Origin of the sequence: Sphingobacterium deserti, from assembly GCF_000757725.1 — a bacterium.
Lineage (GTDB): Bacteria > Bacteroidota > Bacteroidia > Sphingobacteriales > Sphingobacteriaceae > Sphingobacterium > Sphingobacterium deserti.
This window is the reverse complement of sequence record NZ_JJMU01000002.1, coordinates 172,191-192,098: the sequence shown is the minus strand read 5'-3', so window position 1 is coordinate 192,098 and position 19,908 is coordinate 172,191. Positions and strand designations below refer to the sequence as shown.

15 protein-coding genes are annotated in these 19,908 nt (G+C 42.0%); 8 read left to right on the top strand and 7 right to left on the bottom strand.

The genetic code is table 11. The features are described from left to right. The first annotated feature begins 3 nt into the window (after positions 1-3). The 6 genes from DI53_RS01100 to DI53_RS01075 all read left to right on the top strand — a co-directional run bounded on the left by DI53_RS01100 (position 4) and on the right by DI53_RS01075 (position 8,891). Positions 4-1,257 carry a TolC family protein gene (locus DI53_RS01100; protein WP_037494379.1) on the top strand — a complete coding sequence of 418 codons (1,254 nt, stop codon included), beginning with the start codon at positions 4-6 and terminating at the stop codon, positions 1,255-1,257. After that, entirely contained in the window at positions 1,220-2,377 is a 1,158-nt protein-coding gene (locus DI53_RS01095) for an efflux RND transporter periplasmic adaptor subunit (RefSeq protein WP_037494376.1), read from the top strand. The genes DI53_RS01100 and DI53_RS01095 overlap by 38 nt, the downstream gene beginning before the upstream one ends. Positions 2,378-2,390: 13 nt before the next feature. After that, the gene (locus tag DI53_RS01090; protein WP_037494374.1) at positions 2,391-5,492 is read left to right on the top strand and encodes an efflux RND transporter permease subunit; all 3,102 of its coding nucleotides are present in this window, start codon (positions 2,391-2,393) and stop codon (positions 5,490-5,492) included. A gap of 25 nt (positions 5,493-5,517) precedes the next feature. Further along, positions 5,518-6,048 carry a DUF962 domain-containing protein gene (locus DI53_RS01085; RefSeq protein ID WP_037494372.1) on the top strand — a complete coding sequence of 177 codons (531 nt, stop codon included), beginning with the start codon at positions 5,518-5,520 and terminating at the stop codon, positions 6,046-6,048. Between the two features lie 255 nt (positions 6,049-6,303). Continuing rightward, positions 6,304-7,932, top strand: coding sequence for an L-glutamate gamma-semialdehyde dehydrogenase (gene pruA / locus DI53_RS01080; protein ID WP_037494370.1), 1,629 nt, complete (start codon positions 6,304-6,306; stop codon positions 7,930-7,932). A gap of 71 nt (positions 7,933-8,003) precedes the next feature. Continuing rightward, positions 8,004-8,891: an AraC family transcriptional regulator gene (locus DI53_RS01075; protein WP_037494368.1), complete on the top strand. Its 888-nt coding sequence runs from the start codon at positions 8,004-8,006 to the stop codon at positions 8,889-8,891. A 52-nt stretch (positions 8,892-8,943) separates the two neighbouring features. Here DI53_RS01075 and DI53_RS01070 read toward each other — a convergent pair whose 3' ends face one another. The 5 genes from DI53_RS01070 to DI53_RS01050 form a co-directional block, all read right to left on the bottom strand. Beyond that, positions 8,944-9,321: a hypothetical protein gene (locus DI53_RS01070; RefSeq protein WP_037494366.1), complete on the bottom strand. Its 378-nt coding sequence runs from the start codon at positions 9,319-9,321 to the stop codon at positions 8,944-8,946. Continuing rightward, positions 9,321-9,899: a DJ-1/PfpI family protein gene (locus tag DI53_RS01065; protein WP_037494364.1), complete on the bottom strand. Its 579-nt coding sequence runs from the start codon at positions 9,897-9,899 to the stop codon at positions 9,321-9,323. The genes DI53_RS01070 and DI53_RS01065 overlap by 1 nt, the downstream gene beginning before the upstream one ends. Before the next feature lie 19 nt (positions 9,900-9,918). Beyond that, entirely contained in the window at positions 9,919-10,482 is a 564-nt protein-coding gene (locus DI53_RS01060; RefSeq protein WP_037494363.1) for an NADPH-dependent FMN reductase, read from the bottom strand. A 300-nt stretch (positions 10,483-10,782) separates the two neighbouring features. Further along, entirely contained in the window at positions 10,783-12,972 is a 2,190-nt protein-coding gene (locus DI53_RS01055) for a glutamine synthetase III family protein (protein WP_037494361.1), read from the bottom strand. 192 nt (positions 12,973-13,164) lie between these two features. Beyond that, positions 13,165-15,963, bottom strand: coding sequence for a S9 family peptidase (locus DI53_RS01050; protein ID WP_037494359.1), 2,799 nt, complete (start codon positions 15,961-15,963; stop codon positions 13,165-13,167). Between the two features lie 91 nt (positions 15,964-16,054). On the opposite strand from DI53_RS01050, the gene DI53_RS01045 reads away from it, so the two are divergent. Continuing rightward, positions 16,055-16,789, top strand: a complete 735-nt coding sequence (locus tag DI53_RS01045) for an SIMPL domain-containing protein (protein ID WP_037494357.1) — start codon at positions 16,055-16,057, stop codon at positions 16,787-16,789. 75 nt (positions 16,790-16,864) lie between these two features. Here DI53_RS01045 and DI53_RS01040 read toward each other — a convergent pair whose 3' ends face one another. Continuing rightward, positions 16,865-17,374 carry a ribonuclease H family protein gene (locus DI53_RS01040; protein ID WP_037494354.1) on the bottom strand — a complete coding sequence of 170 codons (510 nt, stop codon included), beginning with the start codon at positions 17,372-17,374 and terminating at the stop codon, positions 16,865-16,867. Between the two features lie 81 nt (positions 17,375-17,455). Between DI53_RS01040 and DI53_RS01035 the strand changes: the two genes are divergently transcribed. Further along, the gene (locus tag DI53_RS01035; RefSeq protein WP_037494352.1) at positions 17,456-19,285 is read left to right on the top strand and encodes an alpha-L-fucosidase; all 1,830 of its coding nucleotides are present in this window, start codon (positions 17,456-17,458) and stop codon (positions 19,283-19,285) included. A gap of 30 nt (positions 19,286-19,315) precedes the next feature. Here the strand turns inward: DI53_RS01035 and DI53_RS01030 are convergent, their stop codons facing one another. Then, entirely contained in the window at positions 19,316-19,831 is a 516-nt protein-coding gene (locus tag DI53_RS01030) for an FUSC family protein (protein ID WP_037494350.1), read from the bottom strand. Positions 19,832-19,908 lie beyond the last annotated feature (77 nt).

The following is a 19,908-nucleotide window of genomic DNA, read 5'->3' as shown; positions in this document are numbered from 1 at the left end:
CAGGTGAAGTATATATTTTTAAGCATTCTATCAATTTTCGTATCGGTCATTTGCCATGGGCAGTCTTACACGCTACAACAGCTGGAAGCGAGCTTCCTGGAGAACAATTATGCGCTGCTGGCTAGCAAGTATGCGATTAGTCGTGCCGAAGCGGAGGTCATACAAGAGCGTTTATGGCCTAATCCCACATTCTCTGTAGACCAAGTGAATCTTTGGTCTAACTCCACAGTGGAGCTGCTGCCGCGATTGATTGGCGAGTATGGGCGGAAACAGCAGGTGGTCATGGGGCTAGAGCAACTTATCGAAACGGCAGGTAAGCGTAAGAAGCGTGTAGTTATCAAGCAGCTTGAGCAAAAAACTGCTGTATACGAGTTTGAAGAATTAATGCGCGAGCTCAAGAAGGAATTGCGTCAGGCCTATTACCGATTGGCTAGTTTATCTCAGGAACACCAGCAGCTATCCGCAATTGTCACATCGTTTAATCAATTAAATGGGCAATATAGTCGTCAGGTCACGCTGGAAAATGTCTCGCTTGCGGATTACTATAGAGTACAGTCGGAGTTAGTTTCCCTACGTAAGGAACAGATTGATCTGGAAGATGATATTGCTGAAGATCTTGAGAAGCTTCGCATACTGACGCAGATTGGGAAGCTTGATTTGTCGCAATTGGCTTTTGATGCACAGGAGCAACAGCGTATCAAGGTATTGCCTGTTGATCTTTTGAGTCTAGCGATGGATCAAAACATTGGTTTGAAACGCCAAACAACCGAACTCGAGATGTCTGGCAAAAAGTTGTTGCTCGAGCAGGCACAACGGAAGCCTGATCTTACGCTATTGTTAGGATACGACAGGGGAGGAAACACGATGCAAGATTTTGTTGGCGTGGGCGTGAGTGTAGATTTACCCGTTTTTAATAGAAATAAAGGAAACATCAAAGCAGCCCAGTATCAAGTCAAAAAAGATGAAGCATTACAGCATTCGCTGAAGTGGGAGCTAGAAAATACGGTGGTTCGCTTAAATGGCCAGCTCCAAAAATATCAGCAGTCGTTGGCTGATTGGCCAGACGATGCCTCTAAAGGTCGACAAGATATGGTAGATCGGTATAAAAAACATCTCCAATCTGGACAAATAACTCTTATTGAATTTATAGACTTTACGCAAGCGTCTCGTAGCGCGCAGAAAGCATATTTAGATACCTGGGAAAATTATAACAAGACATATGAAGAATTGCAATACTTGGTGGGAAAAGATTTTTAATAGCAATATGATTAAAACGTTTTATTTACTGACCGCAGTGTGGATTTTGATTCTGCCTATTGGCTGCGTAAGCCAAAGTGATGATCAGGACAATGTGCAGCAAGATACGATTGCCCCAACATCATTTTGTTTAAATGAGCAGCTGAAGAAATCAACGGAGATCTTAGCGGTGAACAAACAGCCTATCAATGAGCAGCTCAGTCTATCGGGCAAGATCGAATACAATGAAAATGATATGGTTGCGTTTCGCAGCCTGCTAGATGGTGTCGTTGAAAGCGTGCGCTTTGAGTTGGGTGACTACGTTCAAAAAGGGCAAGTGTTGGCCGTTATCCGATCATCGCAGATTCAAGATTTATACCAGCAACGCCGATCGCAACAAAGTCAGATCGCACTTCTGGAAAAACAGTTTCGATCAAAAGAAGCGTTAGCAGAAGATGGGCTTCTTAGCCGGCCAGAAGTTTTAAGTGCTGAGCAGGAGCTGGAGAGTGCACGTATAGAGCTAGACCGCATTCAGCAAACACTTCAGCTATATCGCGCGGCGGGTGAGGGTAGCTTTCAGATTCTAGCTCCTAAAAATGGGTATATCATTCAAAAATCTGTCAGTCCCGGACAAAGCATCACGGCGGACAGCAACCCGATTTTCTCCATCTCTAACCTAAAGGAAGTGTGGGTCATGGTTAATATCTATGCAAGTAATTTGCGCTACATTAATGAAGGTGATGAGGTTAAAGTCAGGACTATTGCCTACCCAGACAAGTTTTATACAGGGAAAATCGACAAAATTTATAATGTTTTTGATGACAATGAGCATGTACTAAAGGCGCGGGTTGTGTTAGCCAATCAAAATCTTAACCTCATGCCCGGACTTAGTGCTGATATCATTATCAACACAAAAAATAGTGCCGGAGAAGCTTTCGCAATTCCGAATAGTGCAAAGGTATTTAACAACAATAAGGAGTATGTATTGGTGTACAAAGACGACTGTCATATCGAACCTCGAAGGATACACGCCGTGGGGGAGAATGAAGAGTATACATTTATCAAAGAAGAACTGCAAGAGGGGGATAAGATTTTGGGCAGTAATGCCTTATTGATATTTGAAGAGTTGAAGCAGAATTAACCAGGGACGAGGAATGAAGAAATTTGTACAGAATATAGTTACCTTTTCATTACGCAACACGACGTTTATACTGTTTGCGGTCATCGCATTATTTTTTGCTGGGATTTATGCCTTACGGCACACGGCGATTGAAGCATTTCCTGATGTAACAAATACGAGAGCGCGTATTATTACGCAGTGGCCGGGACGAAGTGCGGAGGAGATGGAAAAGTTAGTTACATTACCGATCTCCAAAGAGGTGAATAGTATCCCGCGAAAGTCCAACGTGCGTTCTATATCATTGTTTGGCCTCTCTGTAGTAACCGTGCAATTTGAGGATGGTGTGGACGATTTTTATGCGCAACAGTATGTATCTAACAAACTGGGCGGTGTTGATTTGCCTGATGGTGCGGAAGCATCAATCGAACCACCATCCGGCGCGACAGGCGAAATTTTTCGGTATGTGCTAAAGGGTGATATGCCTATCAAAGAAATTACCGCGGTGCAGGATTGGGTGGTTGAAAGGGAGCTGCTGGGCGTACCTGGTGTGGCAGATGTTGTCAGTTTCGGGGGAGAGGAAAAGATTTATGAAATCAAAATTCACCCAACGGAGCTTAAAAATTACGATCTATCACCTTTAGATATCTACGAGGCAGTTTCAAAATCGAATATAAATGTTGGCGGCGATGTTATCCAACAGGGCGATCAGGCCTACGTGGTACGTGGAGTTGGTTTATTAGATAAACTGGATGATATTGGAAATATCACTGTGAAGCTAAACGGCTCGACGCCGATATTAATTAAGAATGTTGCTGATGTGGTGGTTTCAAATAAGCCGCGCCTGGGACAAGTTGGTTTTGATGGCGATGACGATCTTGTCGAAGGCATCGTCATTATGCTGCGCGGTGAGAACCCGTCTGAAGTTATCGAAAACTTACAGCTGAAAATTGCCGAACTGAATAACAGGATCCTCCCGAAAGGATTAAAGATCGAGACCGTAATCGATCGTACAAAATTAGTTGATAATACGGTTTACACAGTCTCTAAGAACCTGATTGAAGGCATCTTGTTAGTATCACTAATCGTCTTCGTTTTTCTTTACAATTGGAAGTCTACATTGATTGTAGCATCTGTCATCCCGCTATCCTTCCTTTTTGCCATTGTTTTGCTTCGAATACAGGGTTTGCCGGCTAACCTTATTTCGATGGGGTCGTTGGATTTCGGTTTACTTTTAGAAGGAACGCTCGTTATTGTGGAGACCGTATTTGTAGCGCTTGCCACATTATCTCATCGGGTAGGGCCAGAAAGGTTTGCCAAGATGAGTAAGCTTGGCGTTATCAAGAAAAGTGCAGGGAGTGTTGCATCTTACATATTCTTTGCCCTTTTAATCCTTATTGTGGCCTTGCTTCCTATATTTTCTTTTCAGAAGGTGGAAGGTAAGATGTTTACACCATTAGCGTTTACGCTTGGCTATGCCCTTTTAGGTTCCTTAATCTTGAGTTTAACCTATGTGCCGGCCATGTGTAAACTCCTTTTTACCAAAAATATCGAAGAAAAGGAAAACTGGGTCACGCGGTTTTTCCAACGGACGATCTACGGCATGTTTAGCAAAGCTTTCCAATACAAGAAAACAGCTGTGGGAATTTTCGTGGCAATCCTCGCCATCTGCATATTTAAGTTTTTACATTACGGATCTGAATTTTTACCGAAATTGAATGAAGGTGCTATTTACATACGTGCTACGCTTCCCAACAGCGTGAATCTGACAGAGTCTACGCGGCTGACGAAGGAAATGAAAAAAATAATGGTCGATAGCTGTGACGAGATCGAATTTATTTTAACACAAACGGGGCGGCCAAATGACGGTACTGATCCGACAGGCTTTTTCAATATCGAATTTAACGTGCAGCTGAAAGATGAAAAAGAATGGTCGGGCAAAACAACGAAGGAGGATATCATCCAACGCTTGCGTGATCAACTTAATCACTATCCGGGAATAAACTTTGGCTTTAGTCAGCCTATTCAGGATAACGTAGAAGAATATGTTGCTGGGGTGAAAAGCGCTTTGGTAATTAAGATCTTTGGTGACGATCTCTATGATTTGGAGACATATGCAAACCAAGTAGCCGGTGCTATTGGCAAGGTAAACGGTATTACAGATATTAACGTATACAAGAACATTGGCCTTCCAGAGCTACGCATTCAATTGCACGATGCAAAAATGGCGAAATACGGTGTGTTCACAGCAGACGTTCAGGCGGTAATCGCTATGACGATAGGAGGGCAGGCAGCCACTAAATTTTATGAAGGAGATAGGCAATTTGATGTGGTGCTACGTTTCAACGAGGCATACCGAGATACGCCCGAGAAAATAAAGAATATTCTTATTCCAACCAGTAGCGGTCAGAACATTCCTTTACAGGAGTTAGCGACTATTGGATATCAAACTGGGCCTGCATTTATATACAGGGAAGGCAACAGCCGTTATATAGGCGTAGGATTTAGTATAGAAGGGCGTGACCTAGGAAGTACTATTGAAGAAGCTAAACGCGTTGTAGCAAAAGAAGTTTCGTTACCATCAGAAAATCTGATGCTTTGGGCTGGTGAATTTGAAAGTAAGGAAAGGGCTGCCAAGCAATTAGCGCTGGTCGTGCCTATCTCCCTTGTGTTGATCTTACTGCTTCTTTATGTAAACTTTGGGAATGTAAAGGACACATTAATCTCCTCCCTAACGCTGGCATTTGCGTTTATCGGCGGATTTATCTCCCTATGGGTTACCGGAACCATATTCGGAATTTCGGCAGGTATTGGGTTTATCATCCTTTTTGGTGTTGCCACAATTGATGGTATTGTTCTTATTGGCGTTATTCGTGATAATATCAAGCATAAGATGCCTCTTCTAGATGCTATTAAACTAGGTGTTCGGAGTCGTATACGTCCAGTCGTGATGATTGCGCTAATGGGGTCTATGGGGTTACTGCCTGCCGCGATGTCAACAGGGATGGGCTCAGAAATACAGAAACCTTTGGCCATTATGATAGTGGGCGGTTTACTGATTTGTTTGATACTTAGCTTTACGATTATCCCGGTCGTATTTTACTGGATGAATAGAAAAGAAGCACATACAGGTAAATAAACTGAATATTATTTACCTTTGTGCCATGAAAAAAAGAGACAAAGCAAAGAGCCAGACTCCGACTTTTGAAAGACCCGTAGATCGCCATTTTTTTGAAATGGATCGGCAATTTGCTCTGGTCAATAAGGGCGCTTATGCATTCGCCCTGGGGTTGGCTTTTTTCGGCGCAATGGCCTTGGTTTGGATGATTCCATTTCCGAAACTGGCTTTCTTGCAAAACTTAAATATGCAAACGTTCCTCAACTGGGGATCTTTTTATATTGCTGTTCTCATTTACTTTTATTTGCGATTGGCACCAACACTTTCATACGCAATGCTTTTTAGTATTGGTATAATGAGCTTTTTTATCGTGCAGTTGGAGTATATAGAGCGTGATGGGGGACCGGCCGTGTGGTTCATTTCTTTGCTGTTGCTCCTTATCGGCGTAACAAGTTGTTTCTTACTCGCTCGCAAAGAAAACGAAACATTGACACCGCAATCCTTTTGGCGCTTGTTGACTTTAGGACCAATATGGCTTTGGTCAAAAGTCTTTAAAGCGCGTTCTATCAAGTATTAAATTTCCTACTGGGATCGCCTAAGTTTTCCTTTTATCAATTGCGGTCTAGTTTTGAAAAGGTAAACTTCATGGTGTTTTGAACATGGCAAGCTATAAATCTCAGACGATTAGCGCTGCTCAACAAACATATATTGGTCGTTAATTTTATATAATTTGGTAAATTAACGCATAATATGTTTATGTATTACTAGAATCCGTTTAGGCTATCTTGCACAGATTGGCTAACTTTATACCGTATATTAAAATAAGGATGCTATGTTAAAAGGATTTTTTAATGTTCCGACTCCGATCAATGAGCCAGTAAACTCATATGCGCCAGGAACAAAAGAAAGAGAATTATTGGAAGCTGCTATTCAACGTGCACGCGCTGAAGAGGCTGATATTCCGATGTATATAGGCGGTAAAGAGATTCGTACAGATAAAAAAGGAAAGCTAACGCCTCCACACGATCATCAACATACTTTAGGTTATTACCACGAAGGTGGCAAGGAACACGTTTCGCAAGCTATTGATGCAGCTTTAGCGGCGAAGGCTAATTGGGAAAGCTTGCAGTGGGAGCAACGTGCGGCTGTTTTCCTGAAAGCGGCGGAACTTGCGTCGACGAAATACCGCTATAAAATAAATGCGGCAACTATGCTTGGCCAATCGAAAAATGCTTATCAAGCAGAAATTGACGCGGCATGTGAATTTACCGATTTCCTTCGCTTTAATGTGGCTTACATGAGTGAAATTTATGGGCAGCAGCCACCAGCGAACAGCAAAGGCGTTTGGAATAGAGTAGAGCAGCGTCCTTTAGAAGGTTTCGTTTTTGCATTAACCCCATTTAATTTCACAGCGATTGCAGGGAATCTTCCGGCATGTGTCGCTATGATGGGTAATGTTGTGGTTTGGAAGCCCTCAAACACGCAGATTTATTCGGCTAATGTATTGATGGAAATCTTTAAGGAAGCCGGTTTGCCGGATGGCGTAATAAATCTAATTTATGTATCTGGACCAGATGCGGGTGACGTTATATTTAAACACCCGGATTTCGCGGGTATACATTTCACAGGCTCTACCGGCGTCTTCCAAAACATCTGGAAAACGATAGGTGAAAATATCCATCAGTATAAAACGTATCCACGTATTGTGGGGGAAACTGGCGGGAAAGATTTTATCCTAGCCCATCCATCGGCAGATTTAGCTGTTTTAAATACGGCATTGGTACGTGGTGCGTTCGAATATCAAGGCCAGAAATGTTCAGCGGCATCTCGGGCGTACATCCCATCATCACTTTGGGACGAGCTTAAGTCACGCATGGAAAAAGATATCAGATCTTTTAAAATTGGCGGTACGGAACATTTCGGTAATTTTATCAATGCTGTGATTGATGAGAAAGCCTTCGATAAAATCACGTCGTATATCGATCGTGCGAAAGATAGTAATGATGCCGAGGTAGTCATTGGTGGAGAGTATGATAAGTCTAAGGGATACTTTATCCATCCGACAGTTATATTAGCAAAAACCCCAGACTACGAGACGCTATCGGAAGAGCTTTTTGGGCCAGTTTTAACAATTTATGTGTACGAGGATTCAGAATGGGCAGAGACATTGAAGCTGGTGGATAGCACATCGATTTACGCATTAACTGGCGCTATAATTTCTCAAGATCGCTACGCTATCGAAGAAGCGACACATGCGCTACGCAATGCAGCAGGTAATTTCTACATAAACGATAAATGTACAGGTGCAGTGGTGGGTCAGCAGCCGTTTGGCGGTGCACGCGGATCTGGTACGAATGATAAAGCAGGTTCCATGATCAACTTGCTTCGTTGGGTATCACCACGTACAATCAAAGAGACATTCCATCCTGATACGGATTATAGGTATCCGTTTTTAGGGTAAGCGCTATATAGTTTTGTTTTGTAATTGGGCATCCTTGTTTGGGTGCCCATCTTTTTCTTAACCATGTTTCTATGATCAAACCGCTCGATTACAGAAAACCCATAGAATTTACAGTGCCCGCTCATGGAGACGGTGCTTTCTATGTTATGGAAGATGTCGGTCATGATTTCTATGGCTATTATCATCGTCATCGCGAGTTTCAGATTACCTATATCGTAGAGGGGGATGGTTCTTTTATGCTGGGCAACCTTTTACGCCCATGTAGCGCTAATCAAATTTTCCTTATAAAGCCTAACGATCCGCATTTGTTTTACAAAGATGAAAACAAGGATGAAAATGCGAAGATCCACGTGGTACATTTGTTTTTCTCCCTGGAGAAATTATCACCTTTTTTTGATATGGCCGAGTTACAAAATATTCGTAGCCTGTTTTATAATATCCCGTCTAGTAAGCTACTTTTAGCAGAATACGCAGTTGCCATGAAAGACCTTTTCTTAACCTTGGATAGGGAAGATGGGGTACATAAGTTGGCTTGCATCCTAGAAATCTTTAATTACCTGCAGCAACAGGAAAGTGAGCTTATTTCTTTGTATTCCGGCCTCCACAACGTTGATTTTCATGACGCTGACGGTTTGCGTATTAATACCGTCGTGAAGTACGCTATAGAGAATTACAAAAAGAATATAAGTATTGAAGAGGTGTCATCATTAGTACATATGACGCCTACAGCATTTTGTAAGTTTTTTAAAAAACGAACGAAAAAAACATTCGTATCATTTCTGAATGAAATCAGGATTGAGAAGGCCTGCCAGTTGCTGGTAAATAAGCGGGTAGAAAGCATCGCTGAGGCAGCTTACCAATGTGGTTTCAACACGGCAGTTCATTTCAATAGGGTCTTCAGAATGATCATGCATGTGTCGCCGACTACGTTTATAAGCCAGCGAGCCGTGGATAGATAAGAACAGCAAGCATCTTTCTGCTCGCCGGTCTTATAAAATAAAATTATTATCCTTACTCCGTCGTTCCGCTCCGCTTTAGAATCATCAGTGCTTCATACTTGCTTCCATCATAGTGGGGTGGTTCAATGCTAAGTTTGGTAGGATAGGGCTTGTCTTTGTCAAAGAAATAGATCTTTGTGAGGCTACCAAAATCGTTAGTAGGAAATAAATCTGCACAGGCATCATATTTAGCATTTGACATATCCCCAACGGTAACAGCATAGACACGTATAATGCTGCCCTTATTCTGTTCGTTTCGTACAAATGCCACCTCCTCGAATTCTCCCGGAAGGTCTTTTATCGAAGGCTGATTAAATGCTTCCCAAATGCCATAACCTAGGATGATCATCAATCCCAGCGCAATCCACCATATTTTCTTGTTTTTTCGCATTAACTAGTTATTGTAATTCCCAAAAGGATGTAAAATTCTTTTAAAATTGCCTGATGGCCTGGCCAAGCGGGAGATGTTACCAAATTACCGTCTACAATGGCCTGATCTGCCGGGATATTTTTCCACGTTCCGCCCGCTAGCTCAATATCTGGGCCAACGGCGACATAAGCAGTTAGGGTACGTCCTTTTAAGACGCGGGCGGTCGTGAGCACTTGAATACCATGGCATATAGCCGCCACAGGCTTATTGTGCTCAAAAAAATGCTTCGTAATGTCGAGCACCTTCTTGTTGAGACGAATATACTCCGCGGAGCGACCCCCAGCAATATACAAACCATCGTAGTCTTCAGGATTTACTTCCGCAAAAGATTTATTGATGTTAAAATTGTGGCCGCGTAGCTCTTTATAGGTTTGGTCGCCTGTAAAATCGTGAATCGCGGTAGGTACCAAATCTCCCTCCACCCGATCTGGAGCGATGGCATGAACTTCTATTCCTATAGCGCCCATAGCTTGAAATGGAACCATAGCTTCATAGTCTTCAACATAATCGCCTACTAGTAATAAAACTTTTTTTGCCATAACGTATTTGTTTAATGAACTATTGATTTTGTTCGTTTCGTTGTTTTAACGATCGCTTTGTTTTGCGAACCTTGGCCTCCAACTGGCTGCGAAGAAGTATATTAGTCAGGCCCTTACCTTCTTCAAAATTCTGATTGAATTCTGGTAAGCTGAATGTTTCCAGTATGTCGGCGCCGTCATAAGGTAGCCGGGCAGTGGCTATTTCTAAAACGCTCATACCGCCGCGCCTACCGGGGCTAGTAGCCATTAGGAACAGCGGTTTACCATTGAAAATTTTTCGACCTGGAATGCGTGAGATCCAATCGGTAAGGCTTTTATAAGCAGCGCTGTAATTTCCGTTGTTCTCCGCCAATGATAGTAGAATGAAGTCGGCCTCGTCGATCTTTTTAGCAAATGCCAATGCTTGTGGAGGGATACCCTGCTCACGCTCGTAATCTACGGAGAACAATGGCATATTGAAATCGTTAAGATCAAGTATTTCAATAACATCATCAGGCTCTTTGTAGTATTTGCTTACACTGCTTACAAATTTTTTGTTGATTGAGCGGCTGCTGTTACTTCCCGCGAATGCTATTATTTTCATCTCAGATACTTATTTCATGAGCTTGTTGCGCTCTTTTTTTTTAAACAATTGTCACCTACCGGTCGAACTTACTATAACCTATCTAAATTGTGTTTCGTAGTGTCCAGGGTACATTCAAGTCTTATTGCTACAATAAAATATCGTACGCTCGTATTTGGTAAGCGTGCGCATTTCCCACGTTAAATTTAGCATAAAAATGTGACCTCGTAAAGCGATTGGATCGATTAGTGGACGAAAAAAGGCATCCAACGTATCGTTGGATGCCTGATGTATTAATAGGTAGTTAGTAGTCGTTTATTTTTAACGTAAGAACAACAGTTCACGTAATTTTGGAAGTGGCCATTTGTTGTCGTCCACAATTTTCTCCAATTTGTTTACGTGATAGCGAATTTCGTCAAAATATGGTTTTACCACTTCGTCGTACGCGATTGATTTCTCACGAACATCCTCTACATTATTTGCTGTTTTCCGAGATTGACGCATTTCTTCTGCCTTTTCCAGAATCAAATTCGTATGCTTGGAGATACGTTCAACCAAATTCAATTGGGAGCTAAATGCTTCCTTAGCGAGTCCAAGATCTTTTAAACCTTTAACATTCTCAATTAATTCATTTTGGTAAACGAAACATGCAGGAGCAATTTGGCTTGTTACCACTTCTTCGATAACACGTGCTTCGATTTGTAATTTCTTATAGAAATTTTCCAATAAGATCTCATGTCTAGCCTCTGACTCGCGTCTTGAATAGATGCCTAATTTCTCGAAAAGTTCTAGCGTTTCCTCTTTTACGTAAATATCAAGTGCTTTAGGTGTAGATTTGATGTTGGATAGCCCACGTGCTTCAGCCTCTTGCGCCCACTCATCGCTATAGCCGTTACCTTCGAAACGAATCGCTTTGGAATCTTTGATATACTTACGAACAACGTTTAATATAGCAAGATCTTTCTTGGTTCCCTTTTTAATTTGTTTATCTACCTCTGCTTTGAATTCGATCAACTGTTGTGCAACAATAGCATTCAAGATAGTCATTGGGAGAGCGGAGTTTGCAGATGAACCTACAGCACGGAACTCAAATTTGTTACCTGTGAATGCAAAAGGCGAGGTACGGTTACGGTCCGTATTATCCAGCTTCAATTCTGGAATTTTAGGAATACCGTGCCATAAATTAGTCTCGTTTCTTACTTTTTTCGCTACGCGAGCAGATTCTACTTCTTCCAAGATTTCATCCAGCTGTGACCCGAGGAATATAGAAATGATTGCCGGAGGAGCTTCGTTGGCACCCAGTCTGTGGTCATTACTATGGCTCGCAATCGATGCACGCATAAGATCCGCATATTCAAAAACAGCTTTAATAGTGTTCACAAAGAATGTTAAGAACATCAAGTTGTTTTTAGGCGTTTTACCAGGTGATAATAAGTTTACGCCTGTGTTCGTGATTAGGGACCAGTTGTTGTGTTTTCCAGATCCATTCACACCGCTATATGGTTTCTCGTGCAATAACACTTTGAAATTATGGCGGACAGCAACTTGCTCCATCAAATTCATCAACAATTGGTTATGATCAATAGCCAAGTTGATTTCTTCGTACATTGGCGCACACTCGAACTGTGAAGGTGCAACCTCATTATGGCGTGTTTTTAAAGGGATACCCAGTTTCAACGCTTCGTTTTCCAAATCTACCATATAGGCAAGGACACGCTCAGGAATAGCACCAAAATAATGATCTTCCAATTGTTGTCCTTTTGCTGACATATGGCCAAAAAGTGTACGGCCTGTTAATTGTAAATCTGGGCGGCCGTGAAACAAAGATAGATCTACCAAGAAATATTCCTGTTCGATACCTAAAGACGCATTTACTTTAGAAACAGATTTATCAAAGAAATGTACCACGTCTGTCGCGGCCTTATCAATAGCGGCAACGGCTTTTAACAATGGCGCTTTATAATCTAAAGACTCACCTGTGTAAGAAACAAATACTGTAGGGATACACAATGTTTTTCCTGCTACTGTTTCGAAGATAAACGCAGGCGACGACGGATCCCAAGCTGTGTAGCCACGCGCTTCAAAAGTGTTGCGGATACCACCATTCGGGAAAGACGAAGCATCTGGCTCTTGCTGAACCAAAGCATCACCTGTAAACTTCTCTATCGCTTCGCCGTTATCATCAGGTTCAAAAAAGGCATCATGTTTTTCTGCAGTGGAGCCTGTAAGGGGCTGAAACCAGTGCGTATAGTGCGTAGCACCGTTTTCAAGAGCCCAGGTTTTTACTGCTTGTGCGATATGATCTGCGATATCTCTGGAGATTTGCGACCCATCTTCTACAAGTTGTACTAACTCCTTATATGTGCTTTTAGAAAGGTAATCTTTCATTTTAGCAATCGTAAATACGTTTTTACCGTAAATAGAAGTTGCTTTTAAAGATTCTACTGCTGTACCATGAACCAGAGGGCGTGATACCGCTAACTCTGCTGCTTTAAATCGAAGGCTTGACATTTTCCGTTTTATAGTTTTATTGTTTTATACAGTTATTGGTTGTATTGAGTTGTAAATGTACGCTTATTTTTAAAAAACAAACAAGAAATATGGAAAAATTATAAAATTTAAGTGTTTTTAATATGATAAAAATGAAAATGCGGTACTATTTTTTAACAGCACCGCATTTTCCAGTAACATTTATTATCTATTTTATTCAAGTCCCCAATCGATACCTTTTTCGATCGCCGGAACACCCGTACTTATCCATTTGGTGGCTGGTTTTCCTTTTAAAAAATGATCGAAAAACTGCGCTTGACGAATTTGGATATCTTTCCGATTTTGCCTTTTAATAAGATTATGCTCGTCACCGTTATAGTTAAGCATCCATACCGGCTTTTGAAGTCTACGTAGCGCGGTAAACATCTCTATTCCCTGATACCAAGGCACCGCACCATCGTTATCATTGTGCATAATGACGACCGGTGTAGTTACTTTATCCAAGTAGAAAAGCGGCGAATTTTCGAGATAAAGTTCTTTATCTTCCCATAGTGTCTTGCCTATTCTAGACTGTGTGTGTTCATATTGGAACTGTCTTGACATACCCGATTGCCACCGAATTCCACCATAAGCGGATGTCATATTAACCACTGGCGCGCCGGTCCAGGCTGCCGCGTACATCGGGGTGCGAGTGATCAGGTGTGCAACTTGATAACCGCCCCAGCTTTGCCCTTGTATAGCCATTTTAGTAGAGTCGACCCATGCATTTCTTGCCAGATAGCGCATACCTGAGTTCACGTATTCCTCAGCTGATTTTCCGGGATATCCTATTTCATAACAGATATCAGGTGCGAATACAAGGTATTCATTACTTACATAATACGGAATGTTCAGCCGAGAGGGGGTCGGGGCAGGCGCCTGATAGCTGTACAGGCCGTCTGTCAACGTCTCATAGAAATACGCTATTATCGGATATTTTTTATTCGGATCGAAGTTTTCCGGTTTGTATAAAATACCTTCCGCTTCCTTTCCACTTGGAGTTGTCCATTTTACCAACTCTGCAGTTCCCCAGTTATACGTTTCCTGTTGTGGATTTACGTCAGTAAGTCTCTCCTCGTTTTTAAAGTCCTTACTAAGGTAGAGATTTGGGGACTGTGCGTAATTTTCCTTTGTATAGATAAACATATCTCCACTTTCCGAAGCTTTAAAGCCCCGGTAGACAAAGCCTGAAAGTACAATTTCGCTTGGGCGGCGGCTCTTCGAGCTATTTGCTTCAAACACACCATTTTGTTTTGTCACTTCATCGAGTGCGCTTAAATAAATACGCTTATTGTCGGGGATGCGAGTGGTGCGATAGCGAGGATTATCCTGACGGTCTAGATCGATGTAGCGGAAAGATTTTTTAGTCGCACGACCTTCGCCATTAGTAATAAGTTGCTTTGATTTTCCTGTGAGATCAAACCGCCATATATCGTAGCGGTCATAGATATAAACATTTCGATTATCTGTTGACCAGCATGCAATTCCATACGCGCCAGGCAGTGTGGGCGAATCGTTTTCTTCATCAACAAAGCTAACAGGCATTCCATCGTTAAGCAAAATTTCGCTACCACTTTTGATATTGTAGCTCAACCAATTTCCTTTTTCCCGATCGAAATACAACACATACTCGCCATTCGGGGACAGGTATGGATAACCATTCAAATCCTTTTTAACCAATTTCTTTTGACCAGATTGTGTAGATACTATATAGATATCAGACTTTGTAGATCCTTCCCATTGTCCTTCCACTCTTTTTCCAAAATCGCTACTGGTTAGGATCCACTCGTTATTAGCTTCGTCTGTTGTTATGGTTCTGGAAAAGGTATCATCAACTAAAGCTACTATGCGGTTGCCTTTACTGGGGTAGATCACGGCAGCAAATGATTTGCTTAGATCTCTTTTAAGGTTTACAAGTTGTTGAGGCTGTAAATAATCATCTTTCCAATGCCAAATGTCCACCTGGGCATGTTCGAAATCGACCAGTGTGGTGTCTTTTATCCGCGGGATAGGGGCTAAGCCAAAATATAACTTTTCTCCATCAGCACTAAAGTTTAGTGGCGCATCTCCGCTTACATACCATTGTCGCGGAACGCCAGCACTTTGCTGGTTGGCAATAATATGTGCAGTATCCAGCTTTGTCGTGTAGTAATATAATTTGTAATCTTTTACCAGCGATTTTTCCGGCGATTTATCAGCAAGAAATGCTACCTGCATCCCTTTATCGTCGAAACTCAATTCTTTATAAGTTCCTTGGCCATTGCTTATTTTTTTCAGATTTTTGTTTGCGATGTCGTATAGGTAGAGTCCTGCATCCGTTGATGTCGAGTCTTTAGCTTCGTTCTTTTTGGAGAAAAGAAGGAAATCTTCATTTGGACTAAATGCATACTGATCAGCCTTCCAAAATTTGAGGGTGTCTCCTGTGCTAAGCTTTTGGAGGTATAAAACAGCCCCGTTTTTTGTTGTTTTTTTTGATGTGGTTGCGGTATCTGTAGGTGTTTTTGTTTGTTTCTTTTCGTCAGCGAGGAAAGCGACATACTCATTTTTGTTTTGCGCAAGCTTGAATGATTTTACCTGTCCGAATTTCCACTCTTGTTTATTCTGTAGATTGACAATCACCAGTGAATCTTTAGGCATGTCGTCGGCCTTTTTCTTCTTGATTTTTGCTTGCCGTGTTTCCTGAAAAGTAGGTTTAATAGCGGCTATCAAAAAGGTTTCGTCCTTACTGAGCTGGGCTGAAGCTCCCCGCGGTATAGAAAGCAGCAAAGCGTTGTCAGCCTTTTTCAGCTGAAATACCCCATCACCTTCCTGCGGCATAATTTGATAGGAGATAAACTGTCCGCTTTTGCTTATAGCGGTGTTGCTGATGCTTTTCCAATTGTCGTAGACGCTGTGATCCAGTGGTCGCTTCTGTGCAGACAAGGCGCCGGTTAATAGAAGGGACGCGCCAAGACAGGCTATTTTAATACGCATAAGATGAATTAAATTTTGATTTTTGTCGTAAAGTAGCGAAAAATGCGTAATTTGAACACGATGTTATAATAATTTTACAAGATCTAGAGCCATGAAATCAGCTAATATCATCATTTCCGCAATTTGCGGGTTAGCAATAATAATTTTTGCGGTTATTATCGGCAACGCTTATACCTTTAAGTTCAAAAGTGGCAATACCATAAACGTTACCGGCAATGCTAAGAAAGATTTTGAGTCTGATTTGGTCAAATGGTCTGCTTCATATAGCAGAAAATCTATGGATTTAAGCGCTGCTTCTGAGCAGTTGAAGCAAGACCGTGAATTGGTGCATAAATTTCTTGTCGGGAAGGGGATAGCCGCGAAGGAAATCTTATTTAACGCTGTAAATATAAATCGTGAATTTTCGTATCACTCGGATGGTAATGGTAACAGCTATAACACCTTCACCGGGTATAGCTTATCGCAGAGTGTAAGTGTGGAATCAAAAGATTTGGACAAAGTAGATAATGCCTCTCGCGAGATTTCTGCACTTATATCGCAAGGTATAGAATTGAGTTCAAATTCGCCCAACTACTATTATTCCAAATTAGAGGATTTAAAGCTTGAGCTTATTTCCCAAGCGTCAAGCAATGCAAAACAACGTGCATCTAATATTGCTGTAGAGGCCGGTTCATCCCTTGGCGATCTGATTAAAGCAGATCTTGGCATTTTCCAAATCACGGGACAAAATGACAACGAAGAGTACAGCTATGGAGGCGCATTTAATACCGCTTCCCGGAGTAAAACGGCTAATATAACCGTAAAGACAAGCTATCTGGCGCGATAGGGTCGCGCCGAGGTATGAAAGTAGCCGCAAACCTAATCACACAGGCTATGACTGCGCTTGCGAACTATTTCTCAATTAAAGTTCTATACGGCCTTTTTGCTCTTCCACTTCGAACACGGAATCGATCTGCCAATTTGCTTTGTCTTTAGAGGCTTTAACAGCAAGCTGATCACATCGCTCATTTAATGGATGACCCGCGTGCCCCTTCACCCACACCAGTTTCACCTGATGATGTTTGTAGAGACTCATAAGTCTAAGCCAAAGATCCTTGTTCTTTTTTCCTTGGAATCCTTTTTGCATCCAGCCGTATACCCAGCGCTTGTCAATGGCGTCGATGACATATTTTGAATCGGAAAAAATAGTGACTTTTTGATTGATACTTTTTAAGGCTTCCAATCCAATAATGACGGCTAACAACTCCATTCGATTATTTGTGGTTTTTCTGAAGCCGCCAGCGAACTCTTTTTCAATAAGTTTTCCTTGGAAGGATTCATTTGTGCCTTGATATACTGTTCTTAATATCGTGCCATAACCTCCCGGCCCCGGGTTGCCGCTGGAGGCGCCGTCTGTATAAAGTTCTATCATCAAGACAAAAATACATAATATGTTTTTATGCTTTTGCAATATATTTATATCTTCGACGACAGTTATAATGCCTTATAGACCATGAAGATCAAAAGTTTTGCATTTCTTATGCCCTTATTTTGTGTAAGTTTTTTTGCGGCGTCTGCCCAGCAGCATTCAAATCCTTCGAAAATGACTTGGTTTGAAGACGCTAAATTAGGCATCTTCATCCATTGGGGAATTTATGCTGTAGATGGTGTTTCAGAATCGTGGGCATTCTTTAATAACTACATGAGCCATGGTCGGTATTTAAAACAGCTTGACGGGTTTACGGCAAAAAATTACCGACCTGAGGAATGGGTTGACCTTATAAAAACATCGGGTGCCAAGTATGCCGTTATAACGGCAAAACATCATGACGGTATTGCCCTTTGGGATTCGCAAGCTCCAGAGGCCTTAACCACAAAAAGGCATGCTGCAGCAAAGAGAGATGTACTCCGTCCTTTTATTGAAAAACTGAAAGAGACTGATTTAAAAACGGGCATTTATTTTTCATTGCCCGATTGGAGTCATCCTTACTACGATGTGAATACACGTATCAAAAAGCGCTTCGATGTGGCTGCTGACCCAAAACGCTGGAGCCGTTACGTCCATTATTATCAGCAGCAATTAGATGAGCTATCGAAAGCATATCGCCCGGATTTATTGTGGTTTGATGGTGATTGGGAGCATAGCTCGGAAGAATGGGATGCACCCGGCACCTTAAGTCTGCTACGCAAGCATAATCCGGATATCATTATCAATTCTCGTTTGAACAATCATGGCGATTATGAAACGCCTGAGCAGGGTGTTCCGGTAGTTAAACCTGCAAGCACCCATTGGGAATTATGTTATACGATGAACGATTCTTGGGGCTATCAACCCTTTGATCATCATTACAAAACACCGAATATGATTGTTCGAACTTTAATCGACTGTATCGCTATGGGCGGCAACCTGCTGTTGGATATTGGTCCAAAAGCGGATGGTAGCTTGCCGGAACAGCAAGTTGCTATTCTTAGGGAGCTGGGGCGTTGGACAAAGAAACATGCTGAAGCGGTTTATGGAACTCGCGCGGGCCTGTATAATAGCCACCTACGGGAAAAAAATTCTTTTTCCCATGATGGTAAAACACTTTACATCTATTTGGATAGCGAGCGGGCAAGATACCGATTAGGCCGCCTTCTTACACCAGTAAAAAATGTGCGGTTGATCGGTCATGAAGCGAAACTTAAGTACAGTTATAACGGAGGGCTATTGGATATTACCTTGCCTCCAGCTGCTTTTGATAATGTAGCCTCGGTGCTGGCTATTGAGTTTGACGGCTCGCCGCAATTTGCTTCGGCAGATAGCGTAGCTCCATACAGTATACAGGCGTTGCTGAAGGAGCCTGCCGTTCAAGATGCTGTGGAAAAAATTGCTGCAAGCAGTGATGCGGGCGATAATATTTTTGCAGATAAGTTGACCGAAGATGGTATTTTTCTGTCTCCGGAACTAAATCCAGCGCAAGCCGAATTGAAACAGTGGATTGAAAAACATGCGGAAGTACTTGCCTTCGCGAACGCCGGGATGCCAAAAGGACATTATGCGGGATACTCTGCGCTATCGAAAGACCGTAAAACACTTTATCTTTTTGTCGAGGGACAGCCCTCTGGACCGATCGCTTTAAAAGGGTTGAATAATGATATTGCCCGCATACGAATTGTGGGGGAGGGTTCGATGCTAAATCATCAAGTGTTCAATAAATTGTATTGGAGTGCCGTGCCCGGTATGGTGTATATTGACATTCCAAAAGAACGATTGGATAAAAAGATGACTGTGATTGCTGTTTTATTAGATAAGCCCATTGATTTATACCGGGAGAACATTGGCGCTATCGAAAGTAATTTATAGCGGAGTAGCGTATCCTTTGGCTAATTTAGCTTATTGCTCGATGAAGATTCCAAACTTTCTGCGCAATTCGCGAAGTAAATAGGAAGAGGAGACGACGATAGTTAGCCCGATAAGACAGCCTATCGCGACCGAAGTAAAACGGAATATTGGCGTATAGGAAAGTTCCTCCTGATGTGGTTGTACCATAATGATCAGAAGTGCAACTACGGCAACGCGCGCCATGTTCATGATATTGAAAAACCGGCAAACCAAAATGGTCACGATAATACCGATGACAATCATATATAGCGAATTTCCATTCACTATAATACATAGCAAAGCGACAAATGAACCGACGAAGTTTGATTTAAACCGCTCGATTGAGAGGCGTTTGGAATCTGTTTCTTCTGGTGATATAACCAAAATGATAGATAGCAACGACCAAAAAAGCTCAAAGTGTACAAAATTCGTATACAGTACGTACCCGATGGAGAAGCCTATGAGGCAGCGTAAGATGTAAACCAGCACAGGCGAAGATATGGCTCTTCTAAATAAACGATCAATCATTTCCTTATATCTTGCGGGGATGGGAATCCCAAAATGTATTCTGGGGCACAAAGCTAAGGCATTTCAATCAGAATATC